25 protein-coding genes are annotated in these 23,604 nt (G+C 60.0%); 18 read left to right on the forward strand and 7 right to left on the reverse strand.

What is annotated here, in order from left to right; genetic code table 11:
* Positions 1-114 precede the first annotated feature (114 nt).
* The 6 genes from GbCGDNIH8_RS11950 (at position 115) to GbCGDNIH8_RS11975 (ending at position 5,167) form a co-directional block, all read left to right on the forward strand.
* Complete coding sequence (locus GbCGDNIH8_RS11950) at positions 115-1,047, forward strand: ribose-phosphate pyrophosphokinase (RefSeq protein ID WP_011633014.1); 933 nt, start codon at positions 115-117, stop codon at positions 1,045-1,047.
* 13 nt (positions 1,048-1,060) lie between these two features.
* Positions 1,061-1,669, forward strand: a complete 609-nt coding sequence (locus tag GbCGDNIH8_RS11955) for a histidine phosphatase family protein (RefSeq protein WP_253736043.1) — start codon at positions 1,061-1,063, stop codon at positions 1,667-1,669.
* Positions 1,670-1,805: 136 nt separating this feature from the next.
* Positions 1,806-2,447, forward strand: a complete 642-nt coding sequence (locus GbCGDNIH8_RS11960) for a 50S ribosomal protein L25/general stress protein Ctc (RefSeq protein WP_072573360.1) — start codon at positions 1,806-1,808, stop codon at positions 2,445-2,447.
* 21 nt (positions 2,448-2,468) lie between these two features.
* Entirely contained in the window at positions 2,469-3,044 is a 576-nt protein-coding gene (gene pth / locus GbCGDNIH8_RS11965; RefSeq protein WP_072573869.1) for an aminoacyl-tRNA hydrolase, read from the forward strand.
* A 45-nt stretch (positions 3,045-3,089) separates the two neighbouring features.
* On the forward strand, positions 3,090-4,184 hold the full coding sequence (gene ychF, locus GbCGDNIH8_RS11970) for a redox-regulated ATPase YchF (RefSeq protein ID WP_072573361.1): 1,095 nt from the start codon (positions 3,090-3,092) through the stop codon (positions 4,182-4,184).
* 128 nt (positions 4,185-4,312) lie between these two features.
* Positions 4,313-5,167: a quinoprotein dehydrogenase-associated SoxYZ-like carrier gene (locus tag GbCGDNIH8_RS11975; protein ID WP_072573362.1), complete on the forward strand. Its 855-nt coding sequence runs from the start codon at positions 4,313-4,315 to the stop codon at positions 5,165-5,167.
* A gap of 113 nt (positions 5,168-5,280) precedes the next feature.
* Here the strand turns inward: GbCGDNIH8_RS11975 and GbCGDNIH8_RS11980 are convergent, their stop codons facing one another.
* Both GbCGDNIH8_RS11980 and GbCGDNIH8_RS11985 read right to left on the reverse strand, forming a co-directional pair.
* Positions 5,281-5,673 (reverse strand): VOC family protein, encoded by a 393-nt coding sequence (locus GbCGDNIH8_RS11980; protein ID WP_072573870.1) that lies wholly within the window; start codon positions 5,671-5,673, stop codon positions 5,281-5,283.
* Between the two features lie 272 nt (positions 5,674-5,945).
* Positions 5,946-6,488, reverse strand: coding sequence for a hypothetical protein (locus GbCGDNIH8_RS11985; RefSeq protein ID WP_157692647.1), 543 nt, complete (start codon positions 6,486-6,488; stop codon positions 5,946-5,948).
* A gap of 217 nt (positions 6,489-6,705) precedes the next feature.
* Here GbCGDNIH8_RS11985 and GbCGDNIH8_RS11990 point away from each other — a divergent pair, with 217 nt between their 5' ends.
* A complete protein-coding gene (locus GbCGDNIH8_RS11990) occupies positions 6,706-7,191 on the forward strand; it encodes a hypothetical protein (protein ID WP_072612699.1) in 486 nt (161 codons plus the stop codon).
* Between the two features lie 17 nt (positions 7,192-7,208).
* Here GbCGDNIH8_RS11990 and GbCGDNIH8_RS11995 read toward each other — a convergent pair whose 3' ends face one another.
* Positions 7,209-7,850 (reverse strand): YceI family protein, encoded by a 642-nt coding sequence (locus GbCGDNIH8_RS11995; protein ID WP_072573871.1) that lies wholly within the window; start codon positions 7,848-7,850, stop codon positions 7,209-7,211.
* 65 nt (positions 7,851-7,915) lie between these two features.
* Here GbCGDNIH8_RS11995 and GbCGDNIH8_RS12000 point away from each other — a divergent pair, with 65 nt between their 5' ends.
* The 8 genes from GbCGDNIH8_RS12000 to GbCGDNIH8_RS12035 all read left to right on the forward strand — a co-directional run bounded on the left by GbCGDNIH8_RS12000 (position 7,916) and on the right by GbCGDNIH8_RS12035 (position 16,947).
* Positions 7,916-8,353 carry a DUF1489 family protein gene (locus GbCGDNIH8_RS12000; protein WP_072573365.1) on the forward strand — a complete coding sequence of 146 codons (438 nt, stop codon included), beginning with the start codon at positions 7,916-7,918 and terminating at the stop codon, positions 8,351-8,353.
* A 338-nt stretch (positions 8,354-8,691) separates the two neighbouring features.
* Positions 8,692-9,630 carry a DNA-methyltransferase gene (locus GbCGDNIH8_RS12005; RefSeq protein ID WP_253736044.1) on the forward strand — a complete coding sequence of 313 codons (939 nt, stop codon included), beginning with the start codon at positions 8,692-8,694 and terminating at the stop codon, positions 9,628-9,630.
* Between the two features lie 51 nt (positions 9,631-9,681).
* Positions 9,682-10,470 carry a (Fe-S)-binding protein gene (locus GbCGDNIH8_RS12010; protein ID WP_072573366.1) on the forward strand — a complete coding sequence of 263 codons (789 nt, stop codon included), beginning with the start codon at positions 9,682-9,684 and terminating at the stop codon, positions 10,468-10,470.
* Between the two features lie 176 nt (positions 10,471-10,646).
* A complete protein-coding gene (locus GbCGDNIH8_RS12015; protein ID WP_072573873.1) occupies positions 10,647-11,162 on the forward strand; it encodes a MaoC family dehydratase in 516 nt (171 codons plus the stop codon).
* An 86-nt stretch (positions 11,163-11,248) separates the two neighbouring features.
* Complete coding sequence (locus tag GbCGDNIH8_RS12020; RefSeq protein ID WP_072573367.1) at positions 11,249-12,691, forward strand: LutB/LldF family L-lactate oxidation iron-sulfur protein; 1,443 nt, start codon at positions 11,249-11,251, stop codon at positions 12,689-12,691.
* On the forward strand, positions 12,688-13,401 hold the full coding sequence (locus GbCGDNIH8_RS12025; protein ID WP_072573368.1) for a LutC/YkgG family protein: 714 nt from the start codon (positions 12,688-12,690) through the stop codon (positions 13,399-13,401). Before GbCGDNIH8_RS12020 ends, GbCGDNIH8_RS12025 begins: the two co-directional genes overlap by 4 nt.
* Positions 13,394-14,050 (forward strand): Smr/MutS family protein, encoded by a 657-nt coding sequence (locus GbCGDNIH8_RS12030; protein ID WP_081369009.1) that lies wholly within the window; start codon positions 13,394-13,396, stop codon positions 14,048-14,050. Before GbCGDNIH8_RS12025 ends, GbCGDNIH8_RS12030 begins: the two co-directional genes overlap by 8 nt.
* Before the next feature lie 194 nt (positions 14,051-14,244).
* Positions 14,245-16,947, forward strand: coding sequence for a response regulator (locus GbCGDNIH8_RS12035; RefSeq protein WP_072573369.1), 2,703 nt, complete (start codon positions 14,245-14,247; stop codon positions 16,945-16,947).
* Between the two features lie 45 nt (positions 16,948-16,992).
* Here the strand turns inward: GbCGDNIH8_RS12035 and mltA are convergent, their stop codons facing one another.
* Together mltA and GbCGDNIH8_RS12045 are read right to left on the reverse strand one after the other, a co-directional pair.
* Positions 16,993-18,147, reverse strand: a complete 1,155-nt coding sequence (gene mltA, locus GbCGDNIH8_RS12040; RefSeq protein WP_172822957.1) for a murein transglycosylase A — start codon at positions 18,145-18,147, stop codon at positions 16,993-16,995.
* 85 nt (positions 18,148-18,232) lie between these two features.
* Positions 18,233-18,919, reverse strand: coding sequence for a Tim44/TimA family putative adaptor protein (locus tag GbCGDNIH8_RS12045; protein ID WP_072573876.1), 687 nt, complete (start codon positions 18,917-18,919; stop codon positions 18,233-18,235).
* A 249-nt stretch (positions 18,920-19,168) separates the two neighbouring features.
* Here GbCGDNIH8_RS12045 and GbCGDNIH8_RS12050 point away from each other — a divergent pair, with 249 nt between their 5' ends.
* Complete coding sequence (locus GbCGDNIH8_RS12050) at positions 19,169-19,723, forward strand: histidine phosphatase family protein (protein ID WP_072573370.1); 555 nt, start codon at positions 19,169-19,171, stop codon at positions 19,721-19,723.
* A 93-nt stretch (positions 19,724-19,816) separates the two neighbouring features.
* Positions 19,817-20,362, forward strand: a complete 546-nt coding sequence (secB, locus tag GbCGDNIH8_RS12055) for a protein-export chaperone SecB (protein ID WP_253736046.1) — start codon at positions 19,817-19,819, stop codon at positions 20,360-20,362.
* Between the two features lie 80 nt (positions 20,363-20,442).
* Here secB and GbCGDNIH8_RS13005 read toward each other — a convergent pair whose 3' ends face one another.
* Positions 20,443-20,604: a hypothetical protein gene (locus tag GbCGDNIH8_RS13005; RefSeq protein ID WP_157692648.1), complete on the reverse strand. Its 162-nt coding sequence runs from the start codon at positions 20,602-20,604 to the stop codon at positions 20,443-20,445.
* A 98-nt stretch (positions 20,605-20,702) separates the two neighbouring features.
* Between GbCGDNIH8_RS13005 and GbCGDNIH8_RS12060 the strand changes: the two genes are divergently transcribed.
* The gene (locus GbCGDNIH8_RS12060; RefSeq protein ID WP_072573371.1) at positions 20,703-21,629 is read left to right on the forward strand and encodes a LysR family transcriptional regulator; all 927 of its coding nucleotides are present in this window, start codon (positions 20,703-20,705) and stop codon (positions 21,627-21,629) included.
* A 7-nt stretch (positions 21,630-21,636) separates the two neighbouring features.
* Here the strand turns inward: GbCGDNIH8_RS12060 and GbCGDNIH8_RS12065 are convergent, their stop codons facing one another.
* On the reverse strand, positions 21,637-23,442 hold the full coding sequence (locus GbCGDNIH8_RS12065; RefSeq protein ID WP_072573372.1) for an ABC transporter ATP-binding protein: 1,806 nt from the start codon (positions 23,440-23,442) through the stop codon (positions 21,637-21,639).
* Between the last annotated feature and the right edge of the window lie 162 nt (positions 23,443-23,604).

Genomic DNA, 23,604 nt, shown 5'->3' on the forward strand with positions numbered 1-23,604 from the left:
CATGGCGGATTTGCTGCACAGGATGGTTGGACACGGTTCCGACACATTGGTAGAAGGCGCGCGCCGCCGGGCATCCGGGCCGCAAAGGCGGTTAAGACGCGGGATCTGAAAATCATGAAGATTGTGGCTTGCAACAGCAACCGTCCACTGGCAGAGGCGGTCGCGGCAGCCCTCAACCTGCCCCTGACGAAAGCCTCCGTCAGGCGCTTCGCGGATATGGAAGTGTTCGTGGAAATCCACGAAAACGTCCGCGGTGAGGATGTGTTCGTCATTCAGTCGACCTCCTATCCCGCCAATGACAATCTGATGGAGCTGCTGATCACGCTGGATGCGCTGCGGCGCGGTTCCGCACGGCGTGTCACGGCGGTGATCCCGTATTTCGGCTATGCCCGGCAGGATCGTAAGTCCGGCCCCCGCACCCCGATCAGCGCCAAGCTGGTGGCCAACCTGATTACCGAGGCCGGCGCCAACCGCGTGCTGACCATGGATCTGCATGCCGGCCAGATTCAGGGTTTCTTTGATATTCCGGTGGATAATCTCTATGCCGCCCCGCTTTTCGCCCGCGACATCGCGGAGCGTTTCCACGGGCGTGACATCATGATCGTCTCCCCCGATGTCGGCGGCGTGCTGCGCGCCCGCGCCATCGCCACGCGCCTGAACACCGACCTTGCCATTATCGACAAGCGCCGTGAACGGGCGGGCGTCTCCGAGGTGATGAACGTGATCGGGGATGTGGAGGGACGAGACTGCATCCTGATCGACGATATCTGCGACTCCGGCGGAACGCTCTGCAATGCCGCCGCGGCCCTGATCGCCAATGGCGCAGCCTCCGCCAGCGTCTATACCACGCATGGCGTGCTGTCCGGCGGTGCGGTCGCCCGGATCGCCTCCAGCCCGATCAGCATGATGACCATCACTGACAGCATTCTGGCCACCGAAGCCGTCAGGCTGGCCCAGAATGTCCGTCAGCTGACCATTGCCCCGCTTCTGGCCGAGGCGATGCGCCGCATCAGCGACGAAAGCTCAGTCAGCTCTCTCTTCGATTGAGGCCAGGGGTATCATGGGCCTTCCCCCTGCCTCCACCAGCCGCATGCCGCCCGCGCAGGGTCCTGAACTGGCCCCTGTGCCGTTCTGGTTCCTGCGCCATGGCGAAACGGACTGGAACACGCTCAATCTGGCGCAGGGTGCCACAGACGTGAAACTCAACGCCGCCGGGCTGGCTCAGGCGCGTCTCGCGGCGGAGCGTCTGCGCGGACGCGGCATTCGGACGCTGGTCAGCTCCCCGCTGTCCCGGGCGCGGGATACGGCGGAACTGGTCAGTCAGCATATCGGGGTGCCGGTGCAGATTGATCCCAAGCTGCGTGAATGCGCCTTCGGAGAACGCGAAGGCCAGCCGATGAGCGAATGGTTCGACGCCTGGGTGCGCGGCGAATCGACCCCGCCCGGCGCGGAAAGCTTCAGTGATCTGAAGCGCCGCGCCGCTGTAGCGGTGGGCAATGCGCTGCAACTGCCGGGACCCGTGCTGATCATCGCCCATGGCGCCCTGTTTCGTGCGGTGCGGGCGCTGATGGGCATGCCGCCCAATGTCCGTACCCCCAATGCCGTGCCTTATCTGTGCCGTCCCCCCACCGGCAGCGACCGGCCCTGGACCCTGATGCCCGCCACCTGAGCAACGGTGGACCCGTTTCTTGCAGAACAGGCAGGAAACAGAAGCGTGTTGCCGGAACGGATACGATTCGCTAAACCGCGCCCCACGCCGGCACCCCTGGAGGCCGGCGTTTAACGTTTTTGCTTAGGAGCATTCCATGGCCACTTTCACACAGATCGAGGCCGAGGCACGCTCGCGAGCCGGTAAGGGGGCGGCGCGGGCGACTCGGCGTGAGGGTAAGGTTCCGGCCGTCATCTACGGTGCGCGACAGACCCCGGAGCTGATCAAGCTGGACCCCCGTATCATTCATCGCGAGCTCAATCGCGGTGGCTGGCGGTCCCGCCTCTACGAAATCAACGTCGATGGCGCCTCCACCCGCGCCCTGATCCGCGACGTGCAGTTCCACCCGGTGACCGATGCGCCGGAGCATGTGGACTTCCAGCGCCTTGCCGCCGGTGAGCAGGTACGCGTGGCCGTGGCTGTGCAGTTCCAGAACGAAGCCACCAGCCCGGGCCTGAAGCGCGGCGGCGTGCTGAACATCGTTCGTCACACCGTGGAAGTGCTGTGCGACCCGGATCACGTGCCGGAGCATTTCGAAGCTGATCTCGGCACGCTGGATATCGGCGACAACATCCGCTGGTCCGATCTGAAGGGCACCGGCGAAGCAAAGCCGACCATTCTGGACCGCGACTTCGTCGTTGCCACCGTCGCACCGCCGACCACCATCGCCGAAGCAGCCGCCCCGGTCGCCGAAGCAGCAGCGCCCGCCAAGGCTCCGGCCAAAGGCGCGAAGAAGTAACGAGGCCGTATCGTGCCGTCCCTGCTGCTCTGGACCGGATTAGGGAATCCCGAACCCGGTATGGCGCTTCAGCGGCACAATATCGGCTTCATGGCCGTCGATGCCATCGCGCAGCGCCATGGGTTCACCCCATGGCGCAACCGATTCAAGGGTCTGACGGCGGAAGGAACCCTTGCCGGGCGCAAGATCATCCTGCTGAAACCGATGACCTACATGAACGCCTCCGGCGAAAGCGTTCAGCCTGCCACCGCGTTTTTCAAACTGCCTGCTGACGCTGTCAGCGCCTTTCACGATGAGCTTGATCTTGCCCCCGGCAAGGTGCGGGTCAAACGGGGCGGGGGTGCCGCCGGGCATAACGGCCTGCGCAGCCTGGACCGGATGCTTGGGACACCGGAATACTGGCGGATTCGCCTCGGGATCGGCCATCCGGGCAGCAAGGAGCGGGTGCACGGCCATGTGCTGGGCAATTTCGCCAAAAGCGATCAGGAATGGCTCGGTCCCCTGCTGGATGCCGTCGCCGATGCCGCCCCGATTCTGGCAGAAGGCCGCGCGGAGGATTTCATGACACGCATTGCCCTGCTGACCCATCGTCAGTGAGTTTCCCGCCTGCATGCAGGCGCCTTATCCGAAGGTTAAGACCCCATGGGATTTAATTGCGGCATCGTTGGCCTGCCCAATGTCGGTAAATCCACTCTGTTCAATGCGCTGACCGCCACGGTTGCGGCGCAGGCGGCAAACTACCCGTTCTGCACCATCGAGCCGAATGTAGGGCGGGTCGCCGTGCCCGATCCACGCATGGAAAAGCTGGCAGCAGCAGCGAAATCCCAGAAAATCGTGCCGACCAGTCTGGAATTCGTGGACATTGCCGGTCTGGTACGCGGCGCATCGCGCGGTGAGGGTCTGGGCAACCAGTTCCTGGGCAATATCCGTGAAGTGGATGCGATCATCCACGTGCTTCGCTGCTTCGAGGATGACGACATCACCCATGTCGAGGGCAGTGTTGATCCGGTGCGCGATGCAGAAACGGTCGAGACCGAACTGATGCTCGCCGATCTGGAAAGCCTGGAGAAGCGCGTGCCGCTGCTTCAGAAAAAAGCACGCGGCAACGACAAGGAAGCCGCAGCCCAGCTGGAACTGATCGAGCCGATCATCACCGCCCTGCAAGCCGGCCAGCCTGCCCGCACCGCCATCCCGGCGGATCAGCGTGTCGCCGCATCCCGCCTGCAACTGATGACCTCCAAGCCCGTGCTGTATGTCGCCAATGTGGAGGAAGCCTCAGCCGCCACCGGCAATGCGATTTCCGCCCGTGTCGCAGACCTCGCCGCCCGGCAGGGAACACGCTCCGTGGTTATCTCCGCCGCGATCGAGGCCGAAGTCAGCCAGCTGGGCGATGAGGACCGCGCCGAATTTCTCGCCGGTCTCGGTCTGGTGGATAGCGGGCTGGATCGCGTCATCCGCGCCGGATACGACCTGCTGGGTCTGCTGACCTATTTCACCTGCGGCCCGAAAGAAACCCGCGCCTGGACTATCGAGCAGGGCACCCGTGCCCCGCAGGCCGCCGGTGTTATCCATGGCGATTTCGAGCGCGGATTCATCGCCGCCGAAGTGATCGGCTACGATGATTACATCACTCTGGGCGGCGAGGCCGGTGCCAAGGAAGCAGGCAAAGCCCGCGTCGAAGGCAAGGAATATGTCGTGAAGGATGGCGACGTCATTCTGTTCCGCTTCAACGTGTGAGCGAAACCATCTGATCCTGTCCTGATAACGACCTGTATGCGCGCCAGTGGATTTCCACTTGGGAAAATACGGGCCGTCGCCATATCCTTCCCGGATAATGATAACAATGATGGCCGGGAAACGATTCAATGCGCGCCAGATATCTGCTGATGGGCATGCTGCTGCTGACAGTTGCCCATCTCCCCTCTATCGCACAGGCAGCGGAAGATGAGGACGATCCGGCCCGGCAGCATCGCTGGGCCGATCTGAAACACGCGGTGTTTGCTCAACGCCCGGTAGAAGTCGAGCCTGCCTCCGCGCATCTGATCGCGCTGGAAGCGCCAGCCCGCGCCCTGGATGCGGCACTGGTTCCCGTAACGGTCACAGTGTCCGATCCCTCGGCAAAGGGGATTTATCTGCTGATCGATGACAATCCCTCTCCTCTGGCCGCGCATGTGGTGTTCGGCCCGGCCATCGATCCACGCAGCATGAGTTTCCGGGTGCGGGTGAACACCTACACCTTCATGCATGCCGTGCTGGAGAGGGCTGACGGCTCCCTGATCGAAACCGCACGCTTCGTCAAAGCCTCCGGCGGATGCTCTGCGCCGGCCGGCAGCGACGCCGAGGAAGCGTTGCAGAATATCGGCAAGATGAAGCTGAAACTGGCCGGAACGGACTCCCCTCTGGCCGCCACGCTGATGATCCGGCATCCGAATTTCAACGGCATGCAGATGGACCCCCTCACGCAGGCCTACACGCCTGCGCATTACGTCCAGAAAATCAAGGCCACCTATGACGGCAAGCTGGTTTTCAGCCTTGATACGGATATCTCCATGGCGTCTGACCCCGTGCTGGGCTTCTTCCTGCGCACCGCCCCAGGCAACGATCACTCCCTGACCGTCAGCGTCCTCGACAATCAGGATGAACATTGGGAAAAGACCTTTCCCGTTGTCGCACCCGGCCCGGCACCGGTTGCGAAACCGGAGGCCAAACCCCGCGGTTAATGACGGGGCTGTTGAAAGACGGCCCTGCTACGTTCCGGTCTTTCTGCCTTGCAAACGATGCTGACATGGGAAGGCTGGTCGGCGGAGCGTTCCGCCGACTATAGGGGATCGCCTTAACAGGCTTCCCTGGGGTGGACCGGGGTCAATGTCGTAACCTCGATGAAGTATCCCCCCTTGGCCCGGAAGTAGAAACACCAGGCGCCATGTGCATCGTGCGGCATCTGGGTTTCCCAGCCATCCTCACGCAGGCGCACATACATCGCATCCACGGCCTCACGCGTTTCCTGGATGAAGCCGATATGCAGGATATCCAGTTGCCCGGGATAATCGAACCCTTCGCGCTTCGTCTCGAAATGATTGACGATCAGCACCAGCCCGCCATCGTCCTGCATGATCGCCATCTTGTTGCCACGCACAACAAGCGTGCGCAGCCCGAAATAACGCTCGAACATCGCCCGATCGGCTTCAGTGTCGTGGCTGTAGAGATTGATATGATTCAGCTTCATGGTTGTGCCTTTCCGTTTGAAAAACGGACACGGATCAACCAAAGCCCTTGAGCGGCCATGACCGATCACCTGCATGGAGCGTGGCTCCCTGCTGTGTCCGGCCAAGGCCAAGAGCGAGTATCACCCGCTCAAGCGTGACTGTCTCCTGAGAGACCGCAGGTTGTCACCATACCTGCATCGCTGTCTTTTTAGGCACTCCAGTATTTGGATAAAGGGTGGATCGCGTCAAGCTGGCCTCGCCACACCCGATTGTTGACGGGGGAACATCGTTCTTATTCCGTGTAGGCACAACGGACAGCACCAGTCTGATGAACGGTAGCATCCGCATAGCGAAAGCTGGTTTCCGCCTCGATCACGGCTCCGCCCCCCTGAGCCTTGAACTTCTTCAGATCGGGGCAGTTGGCCTGCGTGACGGGACGGTCCGTGACCACCCATAACGTCACATCCGTTTTGCCGTATCGCGGCTGATCCTGCGTCGCCCCGTTATACAGACGCTTTCGACTGGCCATGTCATAGATGCTGAAGCCGCGCATCGCCGAAGTTCCGCTGTCGATGAACAGATAGGGTTCGATCACTTTCTGAACGTAATCCGCATCATCCCGCCCGCTGACAATCCAGTCCCCCGTTTTTTGATCAAACCGGCAAGGTCCCGTTACCCGACCGCGCACCACGATATCCTGTCCGACCTCCGCCGTCCGGTCCCGTGCAATGACTCTGTGCCGATTCGTATCGAAACAAACCGGCTTTGCCACCGGATCGGGGCTGTTATCCGTAGCTGAAGCGGACACAGGACGCAGAACACAGGCCACAGCCATCAAAACTGCAACCCGAAAGCCACAGTGAAATAAGGTTCTTGTTGTCATGATGCCACATCACCCTGAAAAGAGATTTTCATTCATCCCGCATGTCCACAGACAGATTATAGTCGGTCAGAATACATCACCGGAACATTCCAGCCTGATCTGCATGCTCGAAACCAGAGCCATCAGCATGGGCAGAGAATGAAACCGCAAGACTGCTCAAGGCAACAGAATGACGCTCACAATGCCACGCTTCATGACGGCCTTGATATGCGCCTTCGCTCTCAGTCTTGCATCCTGTCCTGCCCATGCGGTGCCACAGAACCCGGATGAGTGGGCCAAAAATATCGAAACGGCTTTTCGCAACGGCAAGCTGATGACCATCGGCAAACTGATGGATCAGGCCGTCGATGACCATGATCCGGGAGAGGCCAAACGAGCCCACCAGATCATCGCTGATAATATCCGCATGATGGTTGAAAGCTTCGGCAAGGAGGGGCCAAACTGCGCCGAATTGTTCGATACCCGTCGCATCGGCAGTTTTTTCCGCCGCTATGATTTCGCAGTGTGCAACGGTACCGAGCGTATCTTCTTCCGTTTCGATCTGGTCCGGCGGGAGAAGCTGGGCTGGCTGCTGCGCTCATGGCAGGCCAGTGAGAATCTCGACAAAATCGTCAACGCGCCTCTGCCGGGCAACGCCAATTACGACCGGGACTGATCTCCCCCCGTCCCGTATTACGGTTTCTCAAAGGGGGCGCTGATGATCAACTGCACGTCATCGCCTACCATATCCAGATAGCGTGATATCCCGAATGCAGAACGGCGGATATTGCCCCGTGCCTCGAAGCCGATCGTATAGCGGCCTGACAGCGGATTGATCCCGCCACCATTGAAGCGCACTGCCAGAGTGACGGGGCGGGTTATCCCGTGCAGGGTCAGATCGCCGGTTATTTCCCCGCTATCCGGTCCCGTTGCACGGGCGGAGGTGGAGCGGAACGTTGCCACCGGCCAGCGCTGCACATCGAACCATTCCGCACCGACCAGATGCTGGTTCAGAACCGGGCTGGTCGTGGACAGGCTGGAGACTGGCACCGTTATCTCCAGATGACTGGCCTCCGGGTGAGCGGGCACGAAATCCAGCCAGCCGGATGCCTCGCCGAACCGGCCATAATAGGTGCTGAACCCCATATGCGAGAGTGCGAACTCAATCTGCGTATGGGATGGTTCCAGCATATAACGCGCAGCCGGCACCTGAGCCGGATTCCTCGTGGCCATCATCTGAGCCTGCGCGCCCGTCGGCACCGCGAGGGGAAGCCACGACGCGGCGCCCATCAGCACTAACCCGCATCGCCACCATGAAGCCCGATATTTTTTCATCTCTTTTCCTCCCTGCCTCATGGCCCGGCTTGCATCATGCCCAGTCAGACCGCACATGACACGCCATGCTGCATCTCATGAAGCTGGCGGTCGGTGTGGAGTCTCCTGCGCATCTTGCCGCTCTACAGGCTGAACGCGCCAGAGAGCGGACGGGATCACAAAGCGGGGAATTATGGCATCTGACCCGCCAAACGCCGCGTCAGGGAGCAGCCCTGCTGGCGGGTGGCTCGCTCTACTGGGTGATTGGCCGATTACTGTCTGTGCGCCAGCCTGTTACCGGACTGAGTGAGCAGCATAAGCCGGATGGCACGCCGTGCTGTGCCATTCATCTGGCACCCGACCTGATTCCTGTGTCGGCTCGTGTGATCAAGCCCTTTCAGGGCTGGCGCTACCTCAAGCCTGAAGATGCCCCACCTGATCTTACCCATGCCGGCAACCATGATGATATTGCCCGTCTGCCTGAGCCCTTGCGGCGGGAATTGCAGGCGTTGAGCCTGATCTGAACCACAGACAGGCTACCCGCTGTTGGCACTGCCCGCCCGGCAGCCAAATGATCCGGCAGGCATCGGGGTAGGACAATTTGTCCATGCCAGACAGCAAAACGGGCGCCTATTGTCCTGAATAAGGACTTGCGCGCCCGCTTCGCAGCTTTTATGTTGCAGTGCAGCAGCCATTAGGTGGCTGTCTATTGGATGTTTCTTCCCCAAACTTGGCAGTGTCATAGGGTTGCCCTATTGGCGCTGCCGAATTTTCTTTAGACCTGTGTGCCCTGCCATGCAACAGGCAATTTTTCCGTTGTTTACCCTTGCACCAGCCGCCGTGGTCTGATTCATCTGATATCATGAAACAGCAGGCGATCACGCCGCCCGCGCCTTGTACGGATGACTCTGCCAACCCTACACCTTCTGGCGGACGTGCCCGTGCCAAAGCGGACAGGCCATCGAAAAAAAAAACCTCTTCACCCTCTCTCCGGCCGGTCTGGCCCAGTCCTGCTTCTGCCAAGGATCGGCATCGGCTGTATTGTGGGGACTGCCTGACCGTTCTGCCTTTCCTGGCAGAGGGCAGTGTGGATGTGATTGTCACGTCACCGCCCTATAATCTCGATCTCGGCTATGCCAGCTATCTGGATAGCCGGGGGGAAGAAGAGTATCTTGACTGGATGACGCAGGTTGCCGCCGCGCTCAAAAGGGTAATGGCACCAGGCGGTTCGTTTTTCCTCAATGTTTCCGGCTCGCCTTCCCGCCCGTGGCTGCCGTTCGAGCTGATCGTGCGACTGCGCACATTGTTCGTGTTGCAGAACCATATTGTCTGGATCAAATCCGTGGCCACCCCCACCGTCTCGGTCGGGCATTACAAGCCGGTGAACGGTAAGCGTTTTCTCAATCATGCCCAGGAGCACATCTTTCATCTCACCCATAAAGGAGATGTAAAGCTGGACCGGCTTGCCATCGGGGTGCCTTATAAGGACAAGTCGAATATTGTCCGCCGCGGGCATGCCCAGGATCTGCGATGCCGCGGCAATACCTGGTTCATTCCTTATGAGACCGTACGCAGCAAAACCCAGAAATTCCTGCATCCCGGCACGTTTCCGGTGACATTGCCGCGCTGGTGCATACGGCTGCATGGCGTGGCCGATGCACTGGTGCTGGACCCGTTCATGGGCACCGGCACCACCGGCGTTGCCGCACAGGCTGAAGGGGCGCGCAGCATCGGCATTGAGCTTGACCAAGGCTATATTAGCATTGCCGCAAACCGCATGATGGAAGCAGAAGGCGGCTGACAGCCACCGTTTTCTCATTATCCGCCCCTCCCCAAGGCAGGAAGCGAGACCATGCCCCAACCCTCGACCGCCCGCCTGAAGACAGAACCGCGCGTCGCCCTGTTCGTCACCTGTCTGGTCGACCTCTATCGGCCCAGCGTCGCCTTCTCCGCGATCAGGCTGCTGGAGCAGGCCGGATGCAAGGTTTCCGTTCCACGTGGACAGACCTGCTGCGGCCAGCCCGCTTTCAACACCGGGGACCGTGTGACGGCCAGAGCACTGGCACGCGACATTCTGGCCCATTTTCAGGGATATGATTACGTCGTCATTCCGTCCGGCTCCTGCGGAGGGATGCTGCGTCATCAATTGCCCGACCTTCTGGCGGATGACCCCGCTCTGGCGCCTCGGGCTGCTGATCTTGCCAGCCGCTGTCATGAACTCGTCAGTTTCCTGACCGACATACGCGGCGTGACGACGACCCCGGCCCCTTCACCGGGCCGTGTCACCTATCACGACAGTTGCGCCGGATTGAGGGAGCTGGGGATCAAGCAACAACCCCGCGACCTGCTGCACGCCATCGATGCGGAGATCGTCGAAATGGAGGCCCCGGAAACATGCTGTGGCTTCGGCGGTACATTCTGCGTCAAATATCCGGAGATCTCGACCCGCATGGCCCGTGACAAGGTGGCGGACATCGTGGCCACGGGTGCCGACACGGTTCTGGCCGGAGATATGGGCTGTCTGCTGAACATGGCCGGCACGCTGCTGCGCGAAGGATCAACGGTGCAGGTCCGCCACGTGGCGGAGGTGCTGGCCGGCCCCACTGGCCCCGCAATCGGTCAGCCAACAACCGGCACATAACCGTTACCGCCAATCCGAAGCCGGTTTCAGGCGGCAAATGACCTGCGACAAAACGATGACAGGGCTACCGCTGACAGCTATTGCGAACGAGTGACCTTCACTTTAATTTCGTCTTACCCTCTGGATACGCAATTTTTATTATGCCAATGCCTGCTGCACGGATGGAGACCTTCAACATGGACGGACATGCCGCCTCTTTCCGGCTCAGCCATGAGAAAGCGGACATCCATACGCGTTACTTTGACGATTTCCGTCTGGGGGAGCGTTTTATCCTGCCTCCGATTGCACTGACCCATTCCCTGGTTGATTCTTTTCGCCTCATCAGTGGCGAGACTCATCCCCTGCATCATGATCCGGTCTGGTGTCGGGAGAACGGACATCCCGGCGTGCTGGTGCATGGATTTCAGGTTCTGGCCGTCACCACGGCAGGCGCATCACCGTTTCATGCCATGGTGGAGAACAGCCTGCTGGGTCTGGTCGAACAGAGCAGCCGCTTCATCCGTCCCGTCTATGCCGGGGATACGCTGCATCCGGTGCTCCAGATCGTGGAGCTGACACCCAATACATCTACCGGGATTCTTGCCTTGCGCAGCACCGTGCATAACCAGCGCCGGGAACTGGTTCTGGAAGGCTCCCAGCGCTATCTTCTGCGCATGCGTGACCGTTTGCAGCCGGACGATAATCAGGCATAACGCCAGCATCCCCAGGCTGCTCCGGTTGTTTCGCGTGACAATCTTCCGCCGGGAGAGACGCGAAGGCAGCGCAGGAGGACAGCCAGATGCAGGCCCGGTCAGCCATCTTCAAGGATAATGCGGCCTCTGCCCTTGCTGACCAGAGGTTGCAACAGGCGCTGAAACAGGTACGCCCGCGCTTTACCGGCGGCCGCGCCCGGGCCAAGGAAGCGTTGCCCGAATTCGAAACGCTGCGCAACACTGCCCGCGATATCCGCAATCATACGCTGACGAATCTGGATTTTTATCTGGAACGCTATGCCGCACAGGTCGAGGCATCGGGCGGCCATGTCCATTGGGCCCCCACCGCCGAGGATGCCCGCCAGACCATTCTGGATATCTGCCGCCGTGTGGGTGCCCGGCGCGTGGTCAAGGGCAAGTCGATGGTCAGTGAGGAAATCGCCCTGAACGATTTTCTTCAGCAGGACGGGCTATCGGTCGTGGAGACCGATCTCGGCGAATATGTGCTGCAACTGGCGCATGAAGCGCCCAGCCACATCGTCGCGCCCGCCTTTCATCTGAACCGCGATGACTGGGAAAGGCGGTTCCGGGAAGCCCATCAGCATCTTCCCGCCGACCGGGCCTTCGAAGAGCGACAGGATATCATGCGCGAAGCCCGCACCGTGCTGCGTCATCAGTTTCTGGAGGCTGATGTCGGTATCACCGGGGCCAATTTTCTGATTGCCGAGACCGGCAGTTCCGTCATCGTCACCAATGAAGGCAATGGCGATCTCAGCCAGACCCTGCCGCGTGTCCATATCGTGCTGACCGGGATCGAAAAGGTCGTGCCGACGCTGGAGGACACGATGACGCTGCTGCGACTGCTTGGCCGTTCCGCCACCGGTCAGGATCTGACGGCCTACACCAGTTTCTCTACCGGCGCGCGTCGGCCCGGTGATCTGGACGGGCCGGAGGAATATCATGTCGTGCTGCTGGATAATGGCCGTGGCGCCATGGTCGGAACCGAATTTCAGGACATGCTGCGCTGCATACGCTGTGCCGCCTGCATGAATCACTGCCCGGTATTCGGGGCAGTCGGCGGCCATGCTTATGGCTGGGTCTATCCCGGACCGATGGGCAGCGTTCTCACACCCGGCCTGATCGGCATCGAACAGGCCGCCCTGCTGCCGAATGCCAGCACGTTCTGCGGCGCCTGCGAATCCGTCTGCCCCGTCAAAATCCCTCTGCCGGGCCTGATGCGGCACTGGCGTGAAAGAGAATTCGAGCGCCATCTGACCCCTTCAGCGGCGCGGCGCGGTCTGGCAATCTGGGCTTTTCTGGTCCGCAACCCTGCCCTGTATCGTCTGGCAACCGGTCTGGCCGCCCGACTGCTGTCTCTGGCCGGAGGACGAAGCGGACGGTTGCGGCGTCTGCCGCTGGCCTCCGGCTGGACCGACGGACGTGACATGCCTGCCCCGGAAGGGACCAGCTTTTTTACCCAATGGGCTGTCCACCAAAGAAAGGCCCGGAGAAGGGTAGTGTCGTCATGAGCGCAGGCTCCTCAGCAAATCCCTCCGGAAAGGAGACAATCCTTGCCACGCTCCGGCGCGGTCTGCGGCGCGGGGTATTGCCGCCGGATCAGGCTGCCATGCTGGACTCCCGGCTGGCGACGCATCCGCGCCATACCATCCCCGAACGCGCACGGAAACCAGCCGCAGAGCGCAGGACCGATTTCATCGCGCGGGTACAGAAAGAATTCGGCACCACTGAGGAAGTCGCATCCTCCAGCGATATTCCTTCTGCCATCGCCCGTTATCTGGCCTCACGCGGCCTGCCCGGTGCCGTGACAGTCGCGCCGCATCCTGCCCTGCACAGCCTTGACTGGTCAGCTTCAGGGATTGAGACGGAATGGGGCCGCGTTCATGGAACGGAAAGCGTCTCGGTCCAGTATGCGTTTGCCGGGATATCCGAAACCGGCACCCTGATGATGCCCTCCGCGCCGGAGCGTCCGGTGACGCTCAACGTGCTGACGGAAACCGCCATTGCCGTCCTGCCGGTGGAACGCATTGTGGGCGCTTACGAGGATGCGTGGGATCTGCTGCGCACGGAGATCGGAGCCATGCCACGCTCCGTCATGCTGATCACAGGCCCATCCCGCTCCGGCGATATAGAACAGCAACTGGAGCTGGGCGCGCACGGTCCCCGTAACACCCATATCATTCTGTTCAGCCAACACACCCCACCCGCGCCGCATGGCTAAACGGCCCTACAACGTTCCTCCGGTCACGCCCGGCAAGGCGCTGACCCGGCCCGGACCTCCCTCCCGTCGCTCCGCACGGAAACTGAGCGAGGCCGAGCGCACGGAATGGACACGCTATACCGTGGCAGTGATTCCGCTGCACGGCAAAGCCGGACATGTGGAGAATACGATTCCTCCTGCTCCTGCGGCAGCAACCGCAGACTCTCCGATACACAGCGCCAGGCAAAGCCCCGTTGTCGCGCCCTCATTCCGCCAGACTGAATCCGGGGCCGGGACACCCACCTTCGCCCAGCTTTTTCCTCTGCCGGCCGGGGCGCAGCCTCCCGGGGTGGACACCGGCACATGGAACCGGTTCCGCAATGGGCGACTGGGCGCAACACGGACGCTGGATCTGCACGGGCATACCCTGCAGCGCGCCTATCATACGTTCGAGGCGATGCTGCTGCGCGCCCATGCGGACGGGCTGCGCTGCATTGAGGTCATTACCGGACGTGGCCGGACCGGATCAGGTGAAACCGTCGGTGCGATCCGAAGGGAGCTTCCCCTCTGGATCAATCTTCCGCATCTGCGTCCTCTGGTGCTGGGCATAACCTATCCCCACGCCGCCAATACCGGATCAGTGCGCATCCTGCTTCGTAAGCAGAAATGATCAACCGACTGATTGTGCTGCCCCGATCAAGACATTTTAAATTTACCGCCTTCATGATACCTGGGTGAATGCATTATCCAGCCATGGACAGCGCTGATCCTGGGCATAAGTGCGCGTGTGGTTTTGCTTTTTCTGCCGGCCAGGCCTGAGCGTCATTCAGGTCCAGTACTCGTATTTGAAAAGAGTGGATGCCCATGTGCCCGCCTGAATCTTTCTCCGGCCGCGACGATTCAGCCCCGATCCTTTTTCCCGATGCGGCCCCCGGAGAAATCATCACGTATCTGCGCGCCATGGACTGGGATGCATCCCTCATCGGTCCACCTGAAAGCTGGTCTGAACCGTTTCGTCATGCGGTTGCGCTCATGCTCAATGCCAAAGCGCAGATTGCCATGTTCTGCGGATCGGACCTCATCGCGCTGTACAACGATGCCTACGCCCCCGCCATCGGCAGTCACCATCCGGGTGCGCTCGGTCGGCCGGCACAGGAAAACTGGCAGGAAGTGTGGGATGTACTGGAACCACTGCTCCGCTCGGTGCTGGAGACCGGCCAGACGGTGTCTGGCCAGAACTATCCGTTCAGGGTCAACCGGCACGGGTATATGGAAGAAGTATTCTTCGATATTTCCTACAGCCCCGTGCATGGTCCGGATGGGAAGGTGGAAGCCGTTTTCTGCATTGTCGCCGACCGCACCCAGCGGGTCATTGATGATCGCCGCCTGCGCACCCTGCAGGCGATCAGCCTGAATATTCTCAGCAACACGGTTGAAAGCTGTGCGACCTCGGCACTGGATATTCTGGCCCGTGAAAGCACACAGGATATACCGCATGCCGCGCTCTATATCCGCAGGGAAGACCCGGAGCGGCTGGAATGCATCGGCTGGTACGGTGCCCAGCCTGCAACGCTGAGTATCCCCCTCGTCCAGCATACCCTTCCGGCAGTAGAAGATGATGCAACTTCACAGTCCTGGAAAAACCTGATCAGGACGGCTCTGGACAGCGGTAATGCCGTCTATGGCCCGTCACGGGCGCTGTTTCCCACTTTGCCGGCTTTGAGTGCGGAGCGGATGGCCATTCTTCCGCTTCAGGTGACGCACCATATCGCCGGTGTGCTGATTGCAGGCAAAAGCAGGCTCTATCCACCGGATGCGGAGTATTATCGCTTTTTCCAGCTCGTAACCAATCTGGTCTCCACCGGACTGACCACCGCCATTGCCCTGCGCGAGCAGCGACACCGGGCCAAGGTTCTGGAACAGAAAGTCGCCGCTGCCATTGCCGAGCGGGAAATTTCCGAAACCAGACTGCGTCAGGCCCAGAAAATGGAAATGATCGGTCGTCTGGCGGGTGGCGTTGCCCATGATTTCAACAATCTGCTTCAGGTGATCGGCAGCAATCTGGAACTGACGATCCTGCAATTGCCCGAAACATCAGCGGAACGCAGACGCCTGACCTCAGCGTTGGAGGCGATGCAGCGCGGCTCCCGTCTGGCCTCCCAGATGCTGGCCTTCGGGCGGCGGCAGCCCCTGTCTCCCAAAGCGGTCAGCCCGTCGCGACTGTTGCAGACAGTGCAGGATATTCTGCTCCGCACTTTGGGGGCCGGAATTACACTGAAAATCCATACGCCTCCCGAGTCATGGAATATTCGCGTTGATCGGGGACAGATCGAGGCAGCCATCCTGAACCTGACCCTGAATGCACGGGATGCGATGAAAGGCCATGGCAGCCTGACCATCACCACTGCCAACACGGTGGTAAAGCCCAGCCAGAACGGCTCGATTCTGGAAATACAGCCGGGGGATTATGTCACGCTGACCGTCACCGATACGGGGTGCGGCATGGCGCCCGATGTCATCACCCACGTGTTCGAGCCATTCTTCACCACCAAATCCGAAGGGCAGGGCACCGGGCTTGGCATGTCGATGGTATATGGCTTCGTCAAACAGAGCGGGGGCGATATCAGGATCGATTCCACCCCCGGTCGCGGTACATCCATCAGCCTTATCCTGCCACGAGCCCATGAAGAAGACAGCCTGCCGGATACGCCCCTTCTGGCGCTGGATAATACCATGCTGGAGGGACACGAAACGATCCTGGTGGTCGAAGATGAGGACGCCGTGCGGCAAAGCGTGCAGGAAACCCTCAGTCAGCTGGGCTACAACGTTCTCACCGCCTGCGATGCCGACGAAGCCCTTTCAATTCTTGACAGCACGATCCGGATTGATCTGGTGTTCACGGACATCATCATGCCGGGAAGGATGCGAGGCACCGATCTTGCCGTCAGAATCCGACAACTGCGACCCGAAACCGCCATCCTGTTCACCTCAGGATATACCGATACCTCGGTTTATAGTGATGATGAGAACCCGATTCATCTGCTGAACAAGCCCTATTCACGCGACAGGTTGGCGCAGAGCATCCGTGCCGCACTGATAACCGCACGCTCCACGCCGCCTCTTCCGCATACAGCCTCCCTCCAGACAGTCGGTGATGTCTTGTCCTCCAACCTTTCTCTTTCCTCACCATTGCCGAAGCAACAATGGACTATTCTGGTGACGGAGGATGATCCGCTGATCCGCATGAATCTGATCGACCTGCTGGAGGAAGCAGGGCATAGCCCGATCGAGGCGGAGGACGCGGAGCAGGCGCTGGATTATCTGAAAACCCATGCTCCCGACATTTTGTTCACAGATATCAGCCTGCCGGGCCTGTCCGGCATTGAGCTGGCCTGTCGGGCACGTGAACAATACCCTTCTATCGGGGTCATTTTTTCCAGCGGCTACGCGGATATTCCCGGCCTGCCGACGGAGATGAGGCAAAACAGCTGCCTGTTGGGAAAGCCCTTCACCTCCCATGAGCTGATCAAAACACTGCTGCAGGCCTGGGAAAACCGCCCACGATAAAACCACCCACCACACAGGCGGCTGACCACGGATGACCGAGCCACTCTATTCGATCGACTTTGGCAGCAGCACATAAAGCCGCCCCTGCTGGTTCATCTGCCCTGCCACAGCCTTTGCCTGCGGACCATAACCAAAATAAATATCCGCCCGTGTCATCCCGCTGATGGCTGAGCCGGTATCCTGCGCCACCATCAGGCGCTGAAGGGCCGTCTGCCCGCCCGGATCGGTGGTATCCACCCAGACCGGTGCGCCCAGCGGAATGATACGGCGATCCACCGCCACCGAACGTCCTGCGCTGAGCGGCACCCCCAGCGTTCCCGGCGCCCCTTCATTGCCAGGCATTCCAGTCAGTTCACGGAAGAACACAAAGGACGGATTGGCGTTCATGATCTCCTTCGCCTGATCAGGATGGGCATGCAACCAGTCACGGATGGAGGCTTCCGAGACCTGATCCTCCGTCATCTCGCCCCGTTCGATCAGAACTTTCCCGATTGGCACATAGGGACGGCCGTTTTTACCGGCATAGGTCACACGTACCACATGCCCATCAGGCAGGCGCACCCTGCCTGATCCCTGAATCTGCAGGAAGAAAGCGTCAATCGGATCAGCCAGCCATAAAATACCCAGACGCTGCTTTTTCAGGGCACCGGCATCAATCTCCGCCCGCGTATAATAAGGTTCCAGGTGCCCACCGACCATACGACCGATCAGATACTTCCCGCCGGGATCCGCCGGGTCCGGCATGGACACCAGATCATCAGGCCGGCGCAGCAGCGGCGTGCGGTAACGCCCGATCGGAGAACGGGAGCCTTCTACCTCCGGCTCATAATATCCCGTAAAAAGCGTGGGGGCAGAGGAGATGGCATAAGCCTGAAAATAGCGCTGCACAAAGGCTCTTGCCGCTTCCTCATCCCCTTCGGGCACGGATCGGACAGCATTGCAGGCCGGGCGCCACTGATCGGGCTGTCCGCCCAGCCTCGCTGCCTGATCGGCGGCTCCCCCCAATGTCTGATCGTTCGGCAGCGTTAGAAGCCGGTCGCATTCCCGGGCGAAAACAGCAACGCCACGGGCCACATGATCTGTTTTCCAGCCGGGCAGATCATTCAGCGCCACAGGCTGAAGCTGGCCCACACGCCCCCTTTGAGCACAGGCAGCCAGCACCGCCATCAGAAACAACGCATACAGGGATTTTATCTGCATGGTGCATAGCATGCATCATGTTGCAGCCGCAAAAAACCCCTTAACCTTCTGAAAGGTCACATATTATGTCGTCTACTGACCTGTCTCAGGCATTGTCCGTGCCGGACAGCCGCCAGGTCGGGTCACGGCTGGCAAGATCCCGCTCAAACGTCCAGATATCGACGATTTCGGTCAGCCCCTCGACGCCTTCGACCGGCTCCCCTGTGCGGCTGAGCGTGACATTATGCTGATCACTGACAAAACGAACAGTCAAAGCGGCCTGTGTTTGCTCCAGTCGGGCCTTTTCGATCCGGATATCCCTGATGGACTGGATCTCCGTCTGCTGCCTGGCGCCTTCCTGTTCCCGCGCATCAATGGCCTGACAGAAAATCGTGAACGTCGCCTCAGTCAGCAGGGGACGCAGCGCCTCACGCTCACCCTGTGCGTAGGCCGTCACGATGACCCGGAAGGCCTGCTCCGCATTATTCAGAAAGCGCACCGCATCAAAGCTGCGATCAACCTCCCTCATACGTGCAAGAACCTGCCCGGTCGGGCTGGATACATCAGGCAGGACATGAATCCGCGCTTCGGCCGCCGCGGCATCGGGCCGCCGCAGGCGAACCGGCAGGCCGGGCATCCGGTTGCCGGGCTGGGCCTGATTCGCCGGCACCTCCGGACGTTCAAAACCGACACGTCGCCCCAACACACTGCGAAGACGCAGAATCAGAAAAACCGCTATCATCCCCAGCAACACCAGATCGACGGGAATATCGCCGTTCCTGATAGCCTCCATACCTGCCATCCAATCGCGCCATTAAAATTCAAAAGACGGTTTCTTCCCATTCAGATAAGGGGCCAGGCTGTTCTGCACAACCTTTGTATCCCGTGACTCTGTGCTGTCGGGCTTTCTCGCCGAATCAGAAAATACCGTCTTTAGAGATTTCATCGCCTGACCGGAAACAAAAGGCCCGGCAAAAAAGAATTCCTCCTGTCAGCATGATCCCCGATTGCCGAGGATGGCAGCACAGGCCATACAGGATGCATGATTTTGCTGCGCCATGGACAGAGCGAGTTCAACCTTCACTTCACGGCCACACGCCAGGATCCGGGCATTCACGACCCGGTCCTGACCGAGGCTGGTCTGGCACAGGCCGAAACCGCCGCCATGACTCTTGCCGGGGAAGGGATCCAGCGCATCTTTGTATCCCCCTACACCCGGACCCTGCAAACAGCACGACCCATTGCGCAGAAGCTTGGCCTGCCTTTGATCATCACCCCGCTGATCCGGGAACGCTATGCCTTTGCGTGTGATATCGGCACACCTGCCAGCCATCTGGCGAAAAACTGGCCCGAACATGATTTCTCCATGCTTGATGAAATCTGGTGGCCCTCCTTAACGGAAAGCGAGGCGTCAATCCTCGCTCGGGCCGCACGTTTTCGCGCAGAAATGGCTGCCATCGAAGGGTGGGAAAATACTCTTGTAGTCACCCATTGGGGTTTTATTCTGTCAATGACAGGACAATCATTAACAAATGGTGAATGGATACGCTGCGATCCACATCAGGCAGGACCGGATTCAATTATCTGGTCGGCATGAATATGTCTTTTGTTTAAGGCTGTCTTATGCTGGCGCCTGCTTTTTAAATGTGATATCGCTCTCTTAATCATTTAAGAGCCTTGGAGATACTAGATGGCTGACATTGACGATACGACTGACGAGGACGTGCAGGACGAGGGTGTAACCGAAAACACCGCCAGCACTGGCCCGCAGGCAGGTCCGCCGCTCGTGGTCAATGTCCAGTATGTAAAAGATCTCTCTTTTGAAGTTCCGGGCGCACCGCAGATTTTCGCAGCCCTGCGCACGCAGCCGCAGGTTGATCTGAATCTGGACGTTCAGGTTCGTCGGCTGGAAGAACAGGCTCACATCTACGAAGTCGTCCTGGCCATCCGTGCAGAGGCCGTCGAGCGGATCGAAGGCGAAGAAAAGGCCAATACCGTCTTCATCGCCGAGCTGTCCTATGGTGGCGTATTCACGCTGAACGGTATCCCGGATGAAAGCATCGAACCGGTTCTGCTGGTTGAATGCCCCCGTCTTCTGTTCCCCTTTGCCCGCACGATCCTCGCGACCGTCACCCGCGAAGGCGGTTTCCCGCCGGTCCAGCTTCAGCCGATCGACTTTGTCGCACTGTGGCAGGCGCGTCGTGCCCAGCAGCAGCAGACGGTCGGAAACGCCTGATCCCACAGGCTTCTGCATGATGCTGAACAGGAAACGGGCCTCTCACGAGGCCCGTTTTTTGTTATTAGGAGAGGATATGTTCAGAGGGTGCAGGCAACCGCTTCAGTTGTCACCCCGCAGGCTGCGTCATGCGCATGATTAGCGGAAGCGATCATGATCAGGGCCGCCAGAACCAGACCGGACAGCATCAGGACAGCGGCCCGGATTGGGGTGGGACAACGCATCAGAATGGATGTTTTCATGGAACGAGGACCTTCTCAGCGAGAAGCCGGCCCCGTGCCGGCCTTGCAAAGAGAATGTGATCTTTCCTACAGTATTAATCCAATCGATCCTTATCATAATGTCCATCGTTCATCGTAATCTGTCCCGCCTTGATCTGAACCTCCTGACCGCCTTCGATGCGATCTATACTGAACGCAGCGTGACGAAGGCTGCCGAATGCATCGGGGTCGGGCAATCAGCGATGAGTCATAATCTCGCCAGGCTGCGCGAAGCCTTACAGGATGAGCTGTTCGTGCGGACCCCGTCCGGCATGGAGCCAACGCCCCGCGCCCGTGCGATTGCCGATACGGTCCGTAATCTGCTCTGGACCGTGCAGGACAAGCTGCTGACCACTCGCAGCTTCAACCCTGCTACGGCAGAGCGCATCTGGCGGATCGGACTGGCCGATAATATCGAAAGCCTGCTGATGCCGCCTTTGCTGGAAATGATGCTGAAAGAGGCTCCCGGCATGCGTATCCAGGCAATCTTCACCGACGGCCTGCGCGTGCTGGAAGCGCTCGACCGGGATGAGCTGGATATGGGCATTGGCGTTTTCCGCCATGGAGGTAACGTCCATAAACGGCGCAACTTCGCGCCGGATTCCTATCTGTGCCTGTACGATCCGAAGCAGATCGGGCTGGAGGGGCCGATCACGCTGGACCAATACACCTCCCTGCCGCATGTGCTGGTCAGCCTGCGCGGCATTTTTCATGGCGTGGCGGATGATGCACTGTCACTGCTGGGACGGACGCGGACCATCGTGATGACCACACCGCATTTTCTCTCCGTGCCCTATATATTGCGGGGTGCGCCGGTCATTACGACCCTGCCGGGAACGCTGGCACGCTCGGCCGCCTCGGCGCATGGGCTGTGCGTCAGCGCGTTGCCTTTTGAACTGGCGCCGTTCCGCCTCTCGATGCTGTGGCACAGCTCCTATGACAATGACCCGGCCCATCGCTGGCTGCGCAATACGGTCGCCAGCCTGATGGACCAGATGCACAGATGAGCATCCGTCAGGACATCTCCTGCACCAGCCCCATCGCCTGCCGTTCGAACAATCTGCGATACAACCCGTCCTCGCGTTGGATCAGGCTGTCATGGGTGCCTTCCTCGACAATCTGACCATGATCGAACACCAGAATCCGGTCCATTGACCGAACGGTGGAAAGCCGATGCGCAATCACGATCGAGGTTCGGCCGGCCATCAGCCGCTCCATCGCCTGCTGGATCAGCGCCTCCGACTCGGAATCGAGGCTGGCCGTTGCCTCATCCAGAATCAACACCGGTGCATCGGCCAGAAAGGCGCGGGCAATCGCCACACGCTGGCGCTCGCCTCCTGACAACTTGACACCGCGTTCTCCCACCATGGTGCGATACCCTTGTGGCAGGGCACGAATGAACGCATCCGCATTCGCAAGCCGGGCCGCCTGCACGATCTCCTCCATTGAGGCACCGGGACGGGCATAGGCAATATTTTCAGCCAGAGACCGATGAAACAGCACAGCCTCCTGCGGGACCAGCGCCATCTGACTGCGCAAGGATGACTGGGTCACGGCAGCAATATCCTGCCCATCTACCAGAATGCGGCCACCGGTGACGTCATACAGACGCTGCAACAGCTTGACGAAGCTGCTTTTGCCGGAACCGGAATGTCCGACCAGCCCGACCCGCTCCCCCGCTGCAATGCGCAGGGAAAAATCTTCAAACAGGGGCGTGGTGTGATTGCCATAGCGGAACGTCACGTGATCGAACGTGATTTCTCCCTGGCTGACCCGCAAGAGTGCAGCGCCGGGGCGGTCCTCCACGCCAAGCGGATGGGATTGCATCTCCACCAGCTCCTCCATCTCATTCACGCAGCGCTGGAGATTGGCGACATGCTGGCCGATATCCCGCAAATAGCCATGAACCACGAAATAGGACGTCATCACGAAGGTCACATCGCCTGGTGTCGCCTGTCCCCGTGACCACAGCACAATGGCGTAGCCGATAATCACCGTCCGCAAGGCCAGCAGCACCAGCATCTGGGCCGAGCCGCTATTGGTGCCGTATATCCAGGTGCGCCGGGTGCGCTGCCTCCATTTAGTGAGGATCCTGCCCAGTACCCTGTCCTCCCGCGCTTCCGCACCGAAGGCCTTGACGACAGCATTGCATGTCACAGCATCCGCCATGGCCCCTCCCATCCTTGTATCCTGACGGTTGGACAGGCGGGCTGCAGGGGCCACACAGAGCAGGGACAACGTCACCGACAGCCCGATATAGAAAACGGCGCCGATCCCGACTGCCAGCCCCATACCCGGCCAGTACCAGCCCAGCAGCAGCGCGGAGCCGAGCAGAACCGTCAGAGCCGGCAACAGCGAGGTCAGCAAGGTATCGTCCAGCAGATCGACCGCCCAGATTCCACGCGTGACTTTCCGGACAATCGAGCCTGCGAAATTATTGGCGTGCCAGTCCGTGGAAAAACGCTGCACGCGATAAAATGCATCGGCAGCAATCTGCGCCATCAGGCGCAGCGTCAGAGCCGTGATCGCGACGAACGAAACATGGCGGGCACCGACCACCAGAGCCCCCAGCAATCCCATCATCACCAGAATCGTCCATGGATCCCAAGGTCGCAGCCCCGGTCGCAGCATCGCATCAGGAGCGGCCGATACGGCATCCACCAGCCAGCCGGACAAAACCGGCAGCCCCAGATCAGCAATGGTTCCGGCCATCATCGTCAGCGCCGTCAGCAGCACCATCCGCCATTGCCGACCCCAATGATGGAATAAAAATCTGAGCACCATGGCAACGGCACCCATGCGATCACGATAAACTGTCATGACGTGTTCGTTATCTTTCAGGCAGTGCAGCAGCCATGCCGAATGACGTATTCGTCCCCATAAAGAGAGCAACTGGGGAGATATGAAGCATGACGAACAGAATAATGTTCGATCATTCCATGCATCCACCCTGTGCGGATCGTGGCAGACCTTCTACAGTTT

This window comes from Granulibacter bethesdensis (genome assembly GCF_001889545.1).
Lineage (GTDB): Bacteria > Pseudomonadota > Alphaproteobacteria > Acetobacterales > Acetobacteraceae > Granulibacter > Granulibacter bethesdensis_B.

Coding starts and splice junctions, on each gene's coding strand:
- GbCGDNIH8_RS11950 (WP_011633014.1), top strand. CDS start 115: ATGAAGATTGTGGCTTGCAACAGCAACCGTCCACTGGCAGAGGCGGTC.
- GbCGDNIH8_RS11955 (WP_253736043.1), top strand. CDS start 1,061: ATGGGCCTTCCCCCTGCCTCCACCAGCCGCATGCCGCCCGCGCAGGGT.
- GbCGDNIH8_RS11960 (WP_072573360.1), top strand. CDS start 1,806: ATGGCCACTTTCACACAGATCGAGGCCGAGGCACGCTCGCGAGCCGGT.
- ychF (WP_072573361.1), top strand. CDS start 3,090: ATGGGATTTAATTGCGGCATCGTTGGCCTGCCCAATGTCGGTAAATCC.
- GbCGDNIH8_RS11975 (WP_072573362.1), top strand. CDS start 4,313: ATGCGCGCCAGATATCTGCTGATGGGCATGCTGCTGCTGACAGTTGCC.
- GbCGDNIH8_RS11980 (WP_072573870.1), bottom strand. CDS start 5,673: ATGAAGCTGAATCATATCAATCTCTACAGCCACGACACTGAAGCCGAT.
- GbCGDNIH8_RS11985 (WP_157692647.1), bottom strand. CDS start 6,488: ATGGCTGTGGCCTGTGTTCTGCGTCCTGTGTCCGCTTCAGCTACGGAT.
- GbCGDNIH8_RS11990 (WP_072612699.1), top strand. CDS start 6,706: ATGACGCTCACAATGCCACGCTTCATGACGGCCTTGATATGCGCCTTC.
- GbCGDNIH8_RS11995 (WP_072573871.1), bottom strand. CDS start 7,850: ATGAAAAAATATCGGGCTTCATGGTGGCGATGCGGGTTAGTGCTGATG.
- GbCGDNIH8_RS12000 (WP_072573365.1), top strand. CDS start 7,916: ATGCTGCATCTCATGAAGCTGGCGGTCGGTGTGGAGTCTCCTGCGCAT.
- GbCGDNIH8_RS12005 (WP_253736044.1), top strand. CDS start 8,692: ATGAAACAGCAGGCGATCACGCCGCCCGCGCCTTGTACGGATGACTCT.
- GbCGDNIH8_RS12010 (WP_072573366.1), top strand. CDS start 9,682: ATGCCCCAACCCTCGACCGCCCGCCTGAAGACAGAACCGCGCGTCGCC.
- GbCGDNIH8_RS12015 (WP_072573873.1), top strand. CDS start 10,647: ATGGACGGACATGCCGCCTCTTTCCGGCTCAGCCATGAGAAAGCGGAC.
- GbCGDNIH8_RS12020 (WP_072573367.1), top strand. CDS start 11,249: ATGCAGGCCCGGTCAGCCATCTTCAAGGATAATGCGGCCTCTGCCCTT.
- GbCGDNIH8_RS12025 (WP_072573368.1), top strand. CDS start 12,688: ATGAGCGCAGGCTCCTCAGCAAATCCCTCCGGAAAGGAGACAATCCTT.
- GbCGDNIH8_RS12030 (WP_081369009.1), top strand. CDS start 13,394: ATGGCTAAACGGCCCTACAACGTTCCTCCGGTCACGCCCGGCAAGGCG.
- GbCGDNIH8_RS12035 (WP_072573369.1), top strand. CDS start 14,245: ATGTGCCCGCCTGAATCTTTCTCCGGCCGCGACGATTCAGCCCCGATC.
- mltA (WP_172822957.1), bottom strand. CDS start 18,147: ATGCAGATAAAATCCCTGTATGCGTTGTTTCTGATGGCGGTGCTGGCT.
- GbCGDNIH8_RS12045 (WP_072573876.1), bottom strand. CDS start 18,919: ATGGAGGCTATCAGGAACGGCGATATTCCCGTCGATCTGGTGTTGCTG.
- GbCGDNIH8_RS12050 (WP_072573370.1), top strand. CDS start 19,169: ATGATTTTGCTGCGCCATGGACAGAGCGAGTTCAACCTTCACTTCACG.
- secB (WP_253736046.1), top strand. CDS start 19,817: ATGGCTGACATTGACGATACGACTGACGAGGACGTGCAGGACGAGGGT.
- GbCGDNIH8_RS13005 (WP_157692648.1), bottom strand. CDS start 20,604: ATGAAAACATCCATTCTGATGCGTTGTCCCACCCCAATCCGGGCCGCT.
- GbCGDNIH8_RS12060 (WP_072573371.1), top strand. CDS start 20,703: ATGTCCATCGTTCATCGTAATCTGTCCCGCCTTGATCTGAACCTCCTG.
- GbCGDNIH8_RS12065 (WP_072573372.1), bottom strand. CDS start 23,442: ATGACAGTTTATCGTGATCGCATGGGTGCCGTTGCCATGGTGCTCAGA.